Source organism: Burkholderia sp. IO2 (assembly GCF_029522185.1).
Lineage (GTDB): Bacteria > Pseudomonadota > Gammaproteobacteria > Burkholderiales > Burkholderiaceae > Burkholderia > Burkholderia cenocepacia.
In genome coordinates this window covers 1-12,744 of record NZ_JAKWFH010000100.1, presented here as the reverse complement: position 1 = coordinate 12,744, position 12,744 = coordinate 1, and the positions used below count along the sequence as shown (strand labels likewise).

Here is a 12,744-nt window from a genome sequence, read left to right as displayed (position 1 = left end):
GGCCGGCCCGCGCCCGTCGAACCTGTGGGAGCCGGTGCCGGGCCGGCATGCGACGCGCGGCGCGTTCACCGACGAAGCGCGCCGCGCCGGCGCCGAGGCAGGGCTCGGCGCGTCGCGCGCGCTCGCGTTCGGCGCGGCCGTCGCGGTGCTCGCGGCTGCCTTTTCCGCCGCGCGCAAATGGCACCGGTGAGCGCGATGCGGATCGAGGATTACGCGCTTGTCGGCGACGGACGCAGCGCGGCGCTCGTCGCGCGCGACGGCAGCATCGACTGGCTGTGCTGGCCGGACTTCGATTCGCCGCCGTGCTTCGCCGCGCTCGTCGGTACGCCGGACAACGGCCGGTTCCGGATCGCGCCGCGCGAGCACGATGCCCGCGCCACGCGTCGCTATCTGCCGGGCACCGCGATACTCGAAACGACGTTCGACACCTCGTCGGGCCGCATCACGCTCACCGACTGGATGAGCTGGAACGCGCCCGATCCATGCCTGATCCGCAGCGTGAAGGGCGAGCGCGGGACGGTCGACGTCGATATCGACCTCGGCGTGCGCTTCGACTACGGCAGCGCGCTGCCGTGGTGCCGGCGTTTCGGCCGGCGCTGGCGGATGATGACGGGCGGCGATGCGATGTGGCTCGACACGGATGCGCGGCTCGACGTGCAGAGCGACCGGCTGGTCGGCACGCGACGGATCGCGGCGGGCGAGCGGGTGGATTTCTGCATCAGTTACGCGCGTTCGTTCGACCCGGCGCCGGCCGTGCCCGACGCGTACGCGTCGCTGCGCGACACGCAGGCGTTCTGGCGCGTCTGGTCGGATTGCAACGCCGCCGAGGGCCCGCATCGCGACGCGATCGAGCGCGCACTGATCACGGTGAAACTGCTGTCGAGCCTGCGCACCGGCGGCATCGTCGCGGCGCCGACCAGTTCGTTGCCCGAGCGCTTCGGCGGCAAGCGCAACTGGGACTACCGGTTCTGCTGGTTGCGCGATGCGAGTTTCACGCTGCGCGCGCTGGTGCGCTGCGGCTATCGCGACGAAGCCGCGCGTTGGCGCGACTGGCTCGTGCGCGCGATCGCCGATCATCCGTCGCAACTGCAGGTGCTGTATGCGGCCGACGGCGGCCGGCGTGCGGCCGAGTGGGAAGCCGCGCATCTGGCCGGTTACGAAGGCGCGCAACCGGTGCGCTTCGGCAACGCGGCAGCCGACCAGTTGCAGCTCGACGTGTACGGCGAGGTGCTCGGGGCGCTGTACCAGGCGCGCCGGCACGGGCTGCCGCCCGACGACGACGCGTGGACGCTCGAACGGCGCCTGCTCGAACATCTCGCGACGATCTGGCGCGAGCCGGACGAAGGGATCTGGGAGGTGCGCAGCGGCCGGCATCCGTTCACGTCGTCGAAGGTGATGGTATGGGCCGCGGTCGAAAGCGCGTACCGTTCCGCGCGCGCATTCGGCCACCACGCACCGCTCGACGTGTGGCGGCGCTGGGCCGACGCGGTGCGCGCGGAGGTGCTCGAGCACGGTTATCACGCGCAATTGGGCCGCTTCGTCGATCGCTTCGACGGCGACGGCATCGACGTGAGCCTGCTGCTGATTCCGCTGACCGGGATGCTCGACGCGTCCGATCCGCGCGTGGTCGCGACGGTCGCCGCGATCGAGCGCGAACTGGTCGACGACGGCTTGCCGTTCCGCTATCGGCCGCCGCGTTTCGCGGACGGTTGCGAAGGCGACGAAGGCGCGTTTCTCGCGGCCGGCTTCTGGCTCGTGCAGGTGTACCGGATGCAGGGGCGCGACGACGACGCGCACGCGCTGTTCGAGCGGCTGCTCGGCTTGCGCAACGACGTCGGGCTGCTGTCCGAGGAATACGACGTGCACACGCGGCGCCTGTGCGGGAATTTTCCGTTCACGCTCGCGCAGGTCGGGCTCGTGAATGCGGCGCTCGCGCTGCAGGGCGACGGGCGGGACGACGTCGACATCGGCTAGGATGACGCGCCGTCCGCGCGTGCGTTGCCTACGATTCGCCTTTCCCGCCCTTGCTGCCTTTGCCGGCCTTGTCGCCGTGTTCGCCGTTGCCGGGCAGCACGGCCGACAGCACCTGCCGCGCGGTCTCGACGATCACGTTGGCTTCGCGCGCGTCGCCTTTCACCAGCGTTTCGGCGAAATGCTTCGCCTGCTGCAGCGTCACGTGCGGCGGCAGCGGCGGCACCTCGGGGTCGCTCTTCACTTCGAGCACGACCGGCCGGTCGGACGCGAGCGCTTCGTCCCATGCGGCGCCGAGCTGTTCCGGATCGTCGACGTAGATGCCCTTGAGGCCGAGCAGCGTCGCGAAGCGGTAGTACGGCACGTTCGGGATCTGCTGCGACGCGTCGAACTTCGGGTCGCCTTCCATCACACGCTGCTCCCACGTGACCTGGTTCAGGTCCTCGTTGTTCAGCACCATGCAGATCCAGCGCGGGTCGGGCCACTGGCGCCAGTATTTGGCGACCGTGATCAGTTCGGCCATGTTGTTCATCTGCATCGCGCCGTCGCCGACCATCGCGATCACCGGGCGCACCGGGTGCGCGAATTTCGCGGCGATCGCGTACGGCACCGCGGCGCCCATCGACGCGAGCCCGCCGGACAACGACCCCATCATCCCGCGCCGCATCATCAGGTCGCGCGCATACCAGTTCGCGCAGGAGCCCGAATCGCTCGTCAGGATCACGTCGTCGGGCAGGCGCGGCGACAGCTCGGTAAACGCGCGCTGCGGGTTCACGCCGCGCCCCGCGCTGGCTTTCGCGGCCGCGCGGGCGGCGAGCGTCTCGTGCCAGTCGTGGTTCCATTTCGCGATCCGGTCGCGCCATGCGGTGTCGCGACGCTCGTTCAAGAGCGGCAGCAACGCGCGCAGCGTCTCGGCGCTGTCGCCGACGAGGTTGACTTCCATCGGGTAGCGCAGGCTCAGCATGTCGGCCTTCAGGTCGATCTGCACGCCGCGCGCCTGGCCTTCCTTCGGCAGGAATTCCGAATACGGAAAACCCGAGCCGACCACCAGCAGCGTGTCGCATTCGGTCATCAGCTCGTAGCTCGGCTTGGTGCCGAGCAGCCCGATCGAACCGGTGACCCACGGCAGGTCGTCCGGCAGCGCGGCCTTGCCGAGCAGCGCTTTCGCGGCGCCCGCGCCGAGCCGGTCGGCCACCGCGATGACCTCGTCGGTCGCCTTCAGCGCACCGGCGCCGACCAGCAGCGCGACTTTCGACCCCGCGTTGAGCACGTCGGCCGCGCGCCGCAGGTCGTCCGCATACGGCACGACTTTCGGCGCCGTGTAGCCGACCCCCGAATGCACGGTGCCGTGCGCGCGCTTCGGCGGCGCGTAGTCGAGCTCCTGCAGGTCGTTCGGCAGCACGAGCGCGGTGACCGTGCGCGCGCCGAGCGCGGTGCGCACCGCGCGATCGACCAGGTGACGCACCTGGCCGGGCACCGTCGCCAGCTGAACGAATGCACCCGCAACGTCCTTGTAAAGCGCCGGTAGATCCACTTCCTGCTGATAGTGGCCGCCGAGCGCCGCGCGCGCCTGCTGGCCGACGATCGCGAGCACCGGCATGTGGTCGAGCCGCGCGTCGTACAGGCCGGTCACGAGGTGCGCGGCGCCGGGGCCCGAGGTCGCGACGCATACGCCCAGCTCGCCTGTAAATTTTGCATGCGCGGACGCCATGAAGGCCGCCATCTCCTCGTGGCGCGCCTGGATGAATTCGATCTTGCCGTCCGCGCGGTTCAGCGCGCCGAAAAAGCCGTTGATGCCGTCGCCCGGGTAGCCGTAGATGCGGCGCACGCCCCAGTCGTACAGCCGCTCGACGATGAAATCCGCCACTGTCGCCATGCCGTTTCTCCTTGGTTCGGGATGAGCCGATGCGAGGCTGCCGCGCAAGGCACGTGCCGCGCCGCAGAAGCCGGGCACAGCGGTTGCACGCCGCACCGCAAGCAACAAGCAAGCTGACCGGAGCGCAACGATGGCACTTTCCGCCGCGCCGGCGATCGACGACGTGCGCGCCCGCGCGTACCGCGTGCCGACCGACCGGCCCGAAGCCGACGGCACCTACGCATGGACCGCGACGACGGTCGTCGTCGTCGAGATCGACGCGGGGCCCGTGACGGGGCTCGGCTATACGTACACGGACGCGAGCGCCGTGCCGCTCGTGACGTCGCTGCTGGCCGGCGTGCTGCGCAACCGGCCGGTGGTGGACATCCCGGCCGCCGTCGACGCGCTGTGGCGCGCGGTGCGCAACGTCGGCCGCGGCGGAATCGCGGCGACCGCGATCTCGGCGCTCGACGCCGCGTTGTGGGACGCAAAGGCAAAACTCGCCGACGTGCCGCTCGCGCTGCTGCTCGGCCGCTTGCGCGAGCGCGTGCCGGTGTACGGCAGCGGCGGTTTCACGACTTACGATGCGCCGACGCTCGCCGCGCAGCTCGACGGCTGGCGCGCCGGGCACGTGCGCGCGTGCAAGATCAAGATCGGCGTGGACGATGCACGCGATCCGTCGCGCGTGCGCGCGGCGCGCGATGCGCTCGGGCCGGGCGTCGACCTGTTCGTCGATGCGAACGGCGCGTATGCGCCGCGCACCGCGCTCGCGTTCGCGCAGGCCGCCGCCGATTGCGACATCCGCTGGTTCGAGGAGCCCGTCAGCAGCGACGACGTCGACGGGCTGCGGTTCGTGCGCGAGCACGTCGGCGCGCGGGTCGACATCGCCGCCGGCGAGTACGCGTATACGCCCGACGATTTCCGGCGCTTGCTGGAAGGCCACGCGGTCGACGTGCTGCAGGCCGACGCGACGCGCTGCGGCGGCGTCAGCGGCTTTCTCGCGGCCGCCGCGCTTGCCGATGCGCATCACGTCGACCTGTCCGCGCATTGCGCGCCCGCGCTGCACCGGCACATCGGATGCGCGGCGCCGCGCCTGCGCCACGTCGAGTGGTTCCACGATCACGTGCGCATCGAGCGGATGCTGTTCGACGGCGCGCCGCGGCTCGTCGACGGCGCGCTCGAGATCGACGCGACGCGCGCCGGGCTCGGCCTCGAATTGCGCGCCGCCGATCTGCTGGATCTCGCGCTTTGAATCCCGACCAGGAGGAACGATGCGACACCCCCGACATCGCGCCGCCGAGCGCGACAGGTTGCTCGCCGACGCCGCGCGGCTGCTGAACCGCAGCGCGCTGCTGCTGGCCGGCTCGGTGCTCGCGGACAGCGGCGTCGAGCACTATCGCGGCACCTTTCACAATCGCGCGATGCTCGCGCCGCTCGCGATGTCGACGCTGTCGGTGATCGCGAGCGTGCACGGCCACGCGGACGACACGCCCGTGCGCCACCGGCTGCGCGACGCGGTGCACGTCGCAGCGGCCGCGGTCGGTGTCGCCGGTTCCGCGTTCCACCTGTACAACGTGACGAAGCGACCGGGCGGGTTCAGCTGGCACAACCTGTTCTATGGCGCGCCGCTCGGTGCGCCGTTCGCGCTGCTGCTGTCGGGCGCGCTGGGGGCGGCGGGCGAGCGGCTGCGCGAGAGCCCGGCCGACGCGCCGCGGCTCGCCGGACTGCCGGCCGGGCGCGCGCTGGCCGGGCTCGTTGCGGCGGGGCTCGTCGGCACGCTCGGTGAAGTCGGGCTGCTGCATTTTCGCGGCGCCTTCCAGCATCGCGCGATGTTCGCGCCGCTCGTCGTGCCGCCGGTGGCCGCACTGGCGACCGCGCAGCTCGCGCTGTCGCGTCCGCGCGCCGACCGGCGGTTCTGCCGCGGCTGGCTGCGCGCGACGGCCGTGCTCGGGTTCGTCGGCGTCGCGTTTCATGTGCGCGGCGTCGCGCGGCAGATGGGCGGCTGGCGCAACTGGTCGCAGAACCTGCTGTCGGGCCCGCCGCTGCCGGCGCCGCCGAGCTTCACCGCGCTCGCGATCGCGGGGCTCGCCGCGACCGCGCTCGCCGAACGGGAGGCGCCATGAGCGATACGAACCGCAACGCGGTCGCGCTGCCGCGCTATCCGGGCTACGACGTGCTCGCCAAGCGCGACACGCCATCGTGGAACGATGCGACGCGGCGCGTAATCGATGCGCGCCTGCGTGTCGCGGCCCATGCGCCACGCTATCTGGATGCCGAACGATTCGCGACGCTCGGCGCGTTGTGCGCGCGCATCGTTCCGCAGCAGCCGGGCGGTGCGGGCGCGATCCCGACCGCCGCCTTGGTCGACGCGCGGCTCGCGGCCGACGACGGCGACGGCTATCGCGATGCACGCCTTCCGCCGCTGCGCGTCGCGTGGCAGACGGGGCTCGCCGCGCTCGATGCGATGGCGCGGCACGCGCATGGTTGCCCGTTCGCGGCGCTCGGCGCGCGCGACGCCGATGCGTTGCTGCACGCGGTACAGCAAGGCGACGTCGACCGGCAGTTGGAACCGGCGTGGGACGGCATGGACCCGCGCACGTTCTTCACCAAGCGCGTGCTGATGGACGTCTGCGGCGCGTACTACGGCCATCCGTTCGCGTGGAACGAGATCGGCTTCGGCGGCCCCGCGAGCCCGCGCGGCTACGTACGGATGGACTTCAACCGCCGCGACCCGTGGGAAGCGGAAATGCGCATGGAGGAGGGCGATCGCGATGGCCGCCGATGAACCGCTGTCCGCCCCGACGCCGCGCGGCCGCGACGGCCGTGCGCCCGATCCGCTGCGGGTCGGCGGCTGGTCGCCGATGCGGATGTTCCGCGACGACGATGAGGTCGACTTCGTGATCGTCGGCACCGGCGCGGGCGGCGGCACGCTCGCGTGCAAGCTCGCCGAATACGGCTTTTCGGTCGTCGCGCTCGACGCGGGTGCATGGTGGCGGCCACTCGAGGAATTCGCGTCGGACGAGACGCATCAGCACAAGCTGTTCTGGACCGACGAGCGGATCTGCGACGGCGCCGATCCGCTCACGCTCGGCACCAACAACAGCGGCCGGGCGATCGGCGGCAGCACGGTGCACTTCGCGATGGTGTCGCTGCGGTTCAGGCCCGAGTGGTTTCGCTCGCGCAGCGCGCTCGGCTACGGCGTCGACTGGCCGCTCGACTGGCGCGAGATGTGGCGCTACTACCGCGAGGTCGAACAGGCGTTGAAGATCAGCGGGCCGGTGAATTACCCGTGGGGTCCGCCGCGGCCGCGCTATCCGTATCGCGCGCATGAACTGAACGCGGCCGCGCTCGTGCTCGCACGCGGCGCGGAGGCAATGGGCATCGACTGGACGCCGACGCCGCTCGCTACGCTGTCCGCGCCGCGCGGCCGCGCGCATCCGTGCGTGTATCGCGGCTTCTGCATCGCCGGCTGCGCGACCAACGCGAAACAGAGCGCGCTCGTCACGTGGATTCCGCGCGCGGTCGCGGCCGGCGCCGAGGTGCGCGATCTCGCGATGGCGCTGCGGATCGAGGCCGAAGGCGATCGCGCGACCGGCGTGCACTACCGGCGCGACGGCCGCACGCATTTCCAGCGCGCGCGCAACGTCGTCGTCGCCGGTTACGCGATCGAGACGCCGCGCCTGCTGCTGCTGTCCGCGAACGGGCGGCATCCGCAGGGGCTCGCGAACCGTTCGGGCCTCGTCGGCCGCTATCTGATGGCGCAGCTCAACCAGGCGTCGTGGGGGACGATGGACGACGAAGTGCGCTGGTACAAGGGCCCGCCGTCGCTGTCGATCACCGAGCACTGGAACTACGCGGACGAAGGCAAGGATTTCTTCGGCGGCTACTGCTGGATGAGCCAGGGGCCGCTGCCGATCGAATGGGCGCGCAAGGTCGCCGCGCGCGGGCTGTGGGGCGATGCGCTGAAGCGCGAGATGGCGCGCTACAACTTCCAGGCCGGCCTGAAGATCGTCGGCGAGACGCTGCCGCGCGCGGACAACCGCGTGACGCTCGCCGACGAGCGCGACGCGTTCGGGCTGCCGGTCGCGCGCGTCACCTATTCGTACGACGACAACGATCGCCGGATGATTCGCCATGCGCTCGCGCAGATGGGCCGTTCGCTGGAAGCGGCCGGCGCGCGCGACATCTGGCACGAGGAGGACGACACGTGCCATCTCGCCGGCACCGTGCGGATGGGCGACGACCCGGCGACGAGCGTCGTCGATGCCGATTGCCGCAGCTGGGACATCCCGAACCTGTGGGTGTGCGACGGCTCGGTGTTTCCGACCGTCGGCGGCGTGAATCCGTCGCTGACGATCCAGGCGATCGCGTGCCGCACCGCCGACCGCATCCGCGCGCTGGTCGCGCGCGGCGACGCGCATGCGCGTGCGCGATGGCGGTGACGCGTGCCGCGCGGCCTCCGTCGTCGCGATGCGTGCGAACGAGAGGAGAGCCGCACGCGAACCGTTCAATCTCTTAGCGAGGATTCGTCTCATGTCTGCATTCAACCGTTCATCCCTGCGCCGCGGGGCCGCCTGCACCCTGCTGGCCGTGTGCGCGTCGGCGCTGCCCGCGGCGGCGCAGTTGCGTCCCGCCAATCCGGCCAGCGTGCCGGATTCATCCACGCAGGCATTCAAGCGTGCCGACCGCAAGATGATGGAAGCGATGGAAAGCGCCCCGTACACGGGCGACGCCGATCGCGATTTCGTCTCGCACATGGCGCCGCATCACCAGGGCGCGATCGACATGGCGCAGGTCGAGCTGAAATACGGCAAGGACCCGACGCTGCGGCAGCTCGCGAGCCGGATCGTCGCCGCGCAGCGCGACGAGATCGCGCTGATGGAACGCTGGCAGAAGGAGCACGGCAAGACGCCGTGAATCGCGGGGCGGGACGGGATGCGCGGTCGGCCGTACCGGCGGCTGCGCATCCGGTCAGCGGCGACAGCGGACACGTGCCGACGCGACGGCGGCGCGTACCGGCAACCGCGACAGGAGGGGTGATGGATGGACGGTGAACGTGACGCGGCAGATCGCTCGATCGACAGCGTGGCCGACTACATGGCCGCGATCGGCGCGCAGCGGCAGACGATGGCGCTGCGCCTCTTTCGCGGCCAGTGCAATGCCGGCTGGCCGCTCGTGCCGGGCATCGCGCGACAGCGCGCGTCGCCCGACGTCGAAGCGCGGATGCTCGACGAATTCACGCGGCGCGCGCTGCCGCACCTGGAACCCGGACAGAACCTCGATGCGTGCGACTGGCTCGCGCTCGCGCAGCAGCACGGGATGCGCACACGGCTGCTCGACTGGTCCGGCAACGCGCTCGCCGCTCTGTGGTTCGCGGTCAGGCGCGCGGGCGAAGCGGGCGGCGACGGCGTGGTGTGGTGCCTCGCGCACGACGCCGACGACATCGCGACCGCCGCCGAGCGGCGCGCCCCGCTGGAGGTTACGCGCACCAAGGTGTTCCGGCCGCGTCACGTGATGCCGCGGATCACCGCGCAGGACGGCTGGTTCACGATTCACGGCTACGACACCGGCGCCGAGCGCTTCGTGCCGCTCGACGAGCATGCGGATTTCGCCGGCCGCCTCATCCGCATCGTCGTGCCGGGCGCGCGGTTCGCGACGATCCGGCAGGAACTCGCCGGTGTCGGCGTGAGCGTCGCGACGATCTTTCCGGATCTCGACGGCATCGCGCAGCTGACCGACACGCGCTATTTCCCGGACGACGAGGACACGCACGCGCCGCGGTAAAGCCGCCGCCGCACGGGCACGCGCGATGCTTGTTCCGACGGCGCGCACACGGGACCGGCCCCCGGGCGGCCCTGCATGCGTCCGGTTCGCGGCGGGCGGCGACGCGGTTCATGCGCACATTCCAACCAACCATCGAATCCGGAGGCTGTCATGCGCGAACCCAACGAACCACCGAGCGACCGTCGCGACACGGCGTGCAAGCCCGGCGCCGGTTCCGCGCCGAGCGGGCACGCGGTCACCCGCGCGTTCGAACGTTTCGCGTCGGGCGTGACGACCTGGGCCGGCTCGCCGGTCGCGTTCGGCAGCGCGGTCGCCATCACCGTGCTGTGGCTCGTGAGCGGGCCCGTGTTTCACTACTCCGACGCATGGCAGTTGGTGATCAATACCGGCACCACGATCATCACGTTCCTGATGGTGTTCCTGCTGCAGCGCAACCAGAACCGCGACAGCGTGGCGCTGCACCTGAAGCTCGACGAATTGCTCGCGGTCACGCGCGCGGCGAGCGACCGGCTGATCGGGATCGAGGATGCGTCGGAGGAAGAATTGCGCGCGCTGGCGCAGACCTACGTCGAAATGGCGCAGCGCGCGGCCGAGCGCGGCGAGGACGAGCCGGGCGGCACACGCGCGGAAACGGCCGATACGCCGCCCGAATCCTGATCGCCTGATCGCGCGATGCGCGGCCCGATGATTTTTCAAACGCTTGTCGTTTCCGGCGTCGCATCGCGGCAGACCGGCGTGCCCACGACGCTCGCAGCGGGGAACGGCACGTGCTGCAACCCGAAACGAAGCCCGGTCGTTCCGGGTATTGCCTACGGTGCTTCCATGAACTCCAGAACCCCTTCGAATCCGCTGTTGAATCTTGCGGTGGCCGTCGCCTGCGGCGCGGCCGCGATGTACTTCCTCGATCCGTCGTCCGGCCGGCGCCGGCGCGCGTATCTGCGCGACAAGGCGGTTGCGGGCCGGCACGGCGTGGCCGATTATGCGAATACGCAGGCGAAGCGGGCGGCCGACCATGCGCGCGGCGCGATCGCCGGCCTGCGGGCGGACTGGCTCGCGGGCGATGCGAGCGACGTGCAGGTCGCCGAGCGCGTGCGTGCGGCGCTCGGCCGGCTCGTCGGTCGCCCGCGCGACATCGACGTGAGCGTCGAGCGCGGCAACGTGTGCCTGACCGGACAGGTCGAGGAGGCCGAAAGGCAGGCGCTGATCGACGGCGTCGCCGCGCTGCATGGCGTGCATCACGTCGAGGACGCGATGGGCGCGCGCAGCGAATACAAGGCGCCGCCCGGCGGCCATTCGCACTGACGCGGCCGCGGCTGCCCGCACCGGCGGGGGCCGGTGAACGACTACGACACGCATTCGGCGCACGCACGGCTGCCGGCACGACGGCAGCCTGGCGCCCCAACCGGAGCAAGCCCATGACCGACCGCCAGCCCCCCGATACGACGCCTCCGCATCCGGAGCCCGGCGCGCACGACGCGCTCGAACACCTGCTCGGCAGCCTGCATCGACACGGCTTCCTGCGTTTCGCGAACGAGGTCGTCACGGCGAACGCGCGGCTGGCCGACACGTTCGTCGACGTGCTCGACAAGCCCGGCATGCAGAGCGGCATGCAGAATCTCGCGATGCTCGTGACGGCGCTGTCGCGCATTCCGCCGGAACAGTTCGGTCGCGCCGCGTTCGCGGCGGCCGACGCGCTGCATCACGTGGGCGCCTGGCAGCCGGCGCAGCACGAGCATGTCGCGCCCGGCGTGCGCGGCGTCTACCGGCTGCTGCACGACGAGGCGCTGTGGGAGGCGTTGACGCCGCTGCTCGAAGGACTGAAAGTCTTCGCGCAAGGGCTCGCGCGTGATGCGCAGCCGCCGGTCGCCGGGCTCAACGAGGCGACGAAAGACGCTTGACCGGCGCCGGTGACAGGCCGCACGCGGCGCACAGATCCGCGAACTGGCGGATGATGCGCTGCGTCGGCGCGCTCGCCGGCCAGTGCGGCACCGCGTCGATGCCGACCCAGCGGCACAGCGCGATTTCCCGGCCCGGGCACGCGTGCGCGCCGCGCGGCAGGCTCGCGACGAACACGTGATGGCGTTTCACGCTGCCGTCCACGTAGAAGAAATACGCGAGTTCGAGATCGACGAGTCCCGTTTCCTCCCGAAGCTCGCGATGCGCGGCGTCGAGCGCCGATTCGCCGCGCCGAATCACGCCGCCCGGCAACGTCCAGCGCGACGACGGCCGTCGGGCGACCAGCAGCACGCGCTGGTTGCGATGGCAGATGATCGTTGCGCGTTCTTTCGCCAGCGGCGCCAGCGGCACCGCGCGAACAGGGAAATCGGACGGGTCGGGGAGCGTCATGCAGGGCAGGCGACGGGTGAATGAAAGATCCATTACCCGGTACAGCAACCTGCATTCCTGCTTCGCCGCCGCGCCTGCCGGCGCGTGAGCGTTTCGGGGCTGCGTGCCGGCGGGCGTCCGCGATTTTTCAACGGCTTGTCATTTATGCCGCCGCCTGTCGCGGCCGACCGCGCGCGCGGTGCGGCGCAATGCGCGGCTATCGCGCGTCTTCGCGCTTGCGGGATGGTGCGCGATCCTGCGGCGTGCCGTTTTCCGGCTCGTCCGGCTTGCCTTCGGCGGGATCGTGCGCGCTGCGCGGCGGCGGCGTGGCCGTGCCGGGGCGTTTGCCGTCGGGACCGGGCGTGCTGTTGCCGCGATCTTCGTCGCGCGTGTCGGTGTCGAGTGAGGTCGAGCGTGTCATGGTTCGCGAGTCCTGTCGGGGCCGTCGAAACGTACGCGTCGCGCATCGGGCGTGCCGGTCGGCTGGAACCAAGCCGAACCACCTTGCCGGGCCCGCTGTTTGCTTGATCGCGCGCTTGAGGTCCGTGCGGGCAATGACGCCCGCGGCCGCCGCCCGGAGTCCCGTTCATGCCCGATGCGATCCTGTGCCCGTTGTCCGTTCGTGAGCGATTTGGCGTCGCGGTCCGGCGCGCGCTGACGCCCGGACCGCGCGGCACCGGCGCGCCTGACGCGTTCGTGTCGGCGGCGGCCGGTGCCGCCCTGTCGACGCCGCTGCACGTGCGCTGGCCGACCGTGGTCGCGCGCGCAGGCGATGGGCCGTCCGGTGGCGGCAGCGGCGCGGGCCCCGC

13 protein-coding genes and 2 pseudogenes are annotated in these 12,744 nt (G+C 71.3%); 12 read left to right on the top strand and 3 right to left on the bottom strand.

Annotated features, from left to right (window positions below; genetic code table 11):
- A pseudogene (locus MMB92_RS34010) lies at positions 1 to 190 on the top strand (short-chain dehydrogenase); the annotation flags it as partial.
- 5 nt (positions 191 to 195) lie between these two features.
- Positions 196 to 1,974, top strand: a complete 1,779-nt coding sequence (locus tag MMB92_RS34005; RefSeq protein ID WP_043206009.1) for a glycoside hydrolase family 15 protein — start codon at positions 196 to 198, stop codon at positions 1,972 to 1,974.
- 28 nt (positions 1,975 to 2,002) lie between these two features.
- On the opposite strand, the gene MMB92_RS34000 is transcribed toward MMB92_RS34005, so the two are convergent.
- Positions 2,003 to 3,847: a thiamine pyrophosphate-requiring protein gene (locus MMB92_RS34000; protein WP_006482037.1), complete on the bottom strand. Its 1,845-nt coding sequence runs from the start codon at positions 3,845 to 3,847 to the stop codon at positions 2,003 to 2,005.
- 130 nt (positions 3,848 to 3,977) lie between these two features.
- Between MMB92_RS34000 and MMB92_RS33995 the strand changes: the two genes are divergently transcribed.
- The 9 genes from MMB92_RS33995 to MMB92_RS33955 all read left to right on the top strand — a co-directional run bounded on the left by MMB92_RS33995 (position 3,978) and on the right by MMB92_RS33955 (position 11,508).
- Entirely contained in the window at positions 3,978 to 5,078 is a 1,101-nt protein-coding gene (locus MMB92_RS33995) for an enolase C-terminal domain-like protein (protein WP_062886063.1), read from the top strand.
- 19 nt (positions 5,079 to 5,097) lie between these two features.
- Positions 5,098 to 5,949 (top strand): hypothetical protein, encoded by an 852-nt coding sequence (locus MMB92_RS33990; protein WP_006498269.1) that lies wholly within the window; start codon positions 5,098 to 5,100, stop codon positions 5,947 to 5,949.
- Positions 5,946 to 6,611, top strand: a complete 666-nt coding sequence (locus MMB92_RS33985; RefSeq protein ID WP_112751549.1) for a gluconate 2-dehydrogenase subunit 3 family protein — start codon at positions 5,946 to 5,948, stop codon at positions 6,609 to 6,611. The genes MMB92_RS33990 and MMB92_RS33985 overlap by 4 nt, the downstream gene beginning before the upstream one ends.
- On the top strand, positions 6,598 to 8,268 hold the full coding sequence (locus MMB92_RS33980; protein ID WP_062886061.1) for a GMC family oxidoreductase: 1,671 nt from the start codon (positions 6,598 to 6,600) through the stop codon (positions 8,266 to 8,268). Before MMB92_RS33985 ends, MMB92_RS33980 begins: the two co-directional genes overlap by 14 nt.
- Before the next feature lie 91 nt (positions 8,269 to 8,359).
- On the top strand, positions 8,360 to 8,743 hold the full coding sequence (locus MMB92_RS33975) for a DUF305 domain-containing protein (RefSeq protein ID WP_006498267.1): 384 nt from the start codon (positions 8,360 to 8,362) through the stop codon (positions 8,741 to 8,743).
- Between the two features lie 126 nt (positions 8,744 to 8,869).
- Positions 8,870 to 9,610, top strand: a complete 741-nt coding sequence (locus MMB92_RS33970) for an FRG domain-containing protein (RefSeq protein WP_058903650.1) — start codon at positions 8,870 to 8,872, stop codon at positions 9,608 to 9,610.
- 150 nt (positions 9,611 to 9,760) lie between these two features.
- Entirely contained in the window at positions 9,761 to 10,267 is a 507-nt protein-coding gene (locus tag MMB92_RS33965; protein WP_006483457.1) for a low affinity iron permease family protein, read from the top strand.
- Positions 10,268 to 10,432: 165 nt separating this feature from the next.
- Complete coding sequence (locus MMB92_RS33960; RefSeq protein WP_034204031.1) at positions 10,433 to 10,912, top strand: BON domain-containing protein; 480 nt, start codon at positions 10,433 to 10,435, stop codon at positions 10,910 to 10,912.
- 113 nt (positions 10,913 to 11,025) lie between these two features.
- Positions 11,026 to 11,508 carry a hypothetical protein gene (locus tag MMB92_RS33955; protein WP_006483456.1) on the top strand — a complete coding sequence of 161 codons (483 nt, stop codon included), beginning with the start codon at positions 11,026 to 11,028 and terminating at the stop codon, positions 11,506 to 11,508.
- Here MMB92_RS33955 and MMB92_RS33950 read toward each other — a convergent pair.
- Positions 11,483 to 11,956, bottom strand: coding sequence for an NUDIX hydrolase (locus MMB92_RS33950; RefSeq protein WP_006483465.1), 474 nt, complete (start codon positions 11,954 to 11,956; stop codon positions 11,483 to 11,485). The genes MMB92_RS33955 and MMB92_RS33950 overlap by 26 nt on opposite strands.
- 196 nt (positions 11,957 to 12,152) lie before the next feature.
- Positions 12,153 to 12,356 (bottom strand): hypothetical protein, encoded by a 204-nt coding sequence (locus MMB92_RS33945; protein WP_200064114.1) that lies wholly within the window; start codon positions 12,354 to 12,356, stop codon positions 12,153 to 12,155.
- Between the two features lie 167 nt (positions 12,357 to 12,523).
- Between MMB92_RS33945 and MMB92_RS33940 the strand changes: the two are divergent.
- Positions 12,524 to 12,744, top strand: a pseudogene (locus MMB92_RS33940) (HlyD family secretion protein); the annotation flags it as partial.

What these genes read in the sequence shown, in the direction of transcription:
- MMB92_RS33970 (WP_058903650.1), top strand. Translation starts at nt 8,870, where the DNA reads ATGGACGGTGAACGTGACGCGGCAGATCGCTCGATCGACAGCGTGGCC.
- MMB92_RS33985 (WP_112751549.1), top strand. Translation starts at nt 5,946, where the DNA reads ATGAGCGATACGAACCGCAACGCGGTCGCGCTGCCGCGCTATCCGGGC.
- MMB92_RS33995 (WP_062886063.1), top strand. Translation starts at nt 3,978, where the DNA reads ATGGCACTTTCCGCCGCGCCGGCGATCGACGACGTGCGCGCCCGCGCG.
- MMB92_RS33980 (WP_062886061.1), top strand. Translation starts at nt 6,598, where the DNA reads ATGGCCGCCGATGAACCGCTGTCCGCCCCGACGCCGCGCGGCCGCGAC.
- MMB92_RS34005 (WP_043206009.1), top strand. Translation starts at nt 196, where the DNA reads ATGCGGATCGAGGATTACGCGCTTGTCGGCGACGGACGCAGCGCGGCG.
- MMB92_RS33960 (WP_034204031.1), top strand. Translation starts at nt 10,433, where the DNA reads ATGAACTCCAGAACCCCTTCGAATCCGCTGTTGAATCTTGCGGTGGCC.
- MMB92_RS33975 (WP_006498267.1), top strand. Translation starts at nt 8,360, where the DNA reads ATGTCTGCATTCAACCGTTCATCCCTGCGCCGCGGGGCCGCCTGCACC.
- MMB92_RS34000 (WP_006482037.1), bottom strand. Translation starts at nt 3,847, where the DNA reads ATGGCGACAGTGGCGGATTTCATCGTCGAGCGGCTGTACGACTGGGGC.
- MMB92_RS33990 (WP_006498269.1), top strand. Translation starts at nt 5,098, where the DNA reads ATGCGACACCCCCGACATCGCGCCGCCGAGCGCGACAGGTTGCTCGCC.
- MMB92_RS33955 (WP_006483456.1), top strand. Translation starts at nt 11,026, where the DNA reads ATGACCGACCGCCAGCCCCCCGATACGACGCCTCCGCATCCGGAGCCC.
- MMB92_RS33950 (WP_006483465.1), bottom strand. Translation starts at nt 11,956, where the DNA reads ATGACGCTCCCCGACCCGTCCGATTTCCCTGTTCGCGCGGTGCCGCTG.
- MMB92_RS33965 (WP_006483457.1), top strand. Translation starts at nt 9,761, where the DNA reads ATGCGCGAACCCAACGAACCACCGAGCGACCGTCGCGACACGGCGTGC.
- MMB92_RS33945 (WP_200064114.1), bottom strand. Translation starts at nt 12,356, where the DNA reads ATGACACGCTCGACCTCACTCGACACCGACACGCGCGACGAAGATCGC.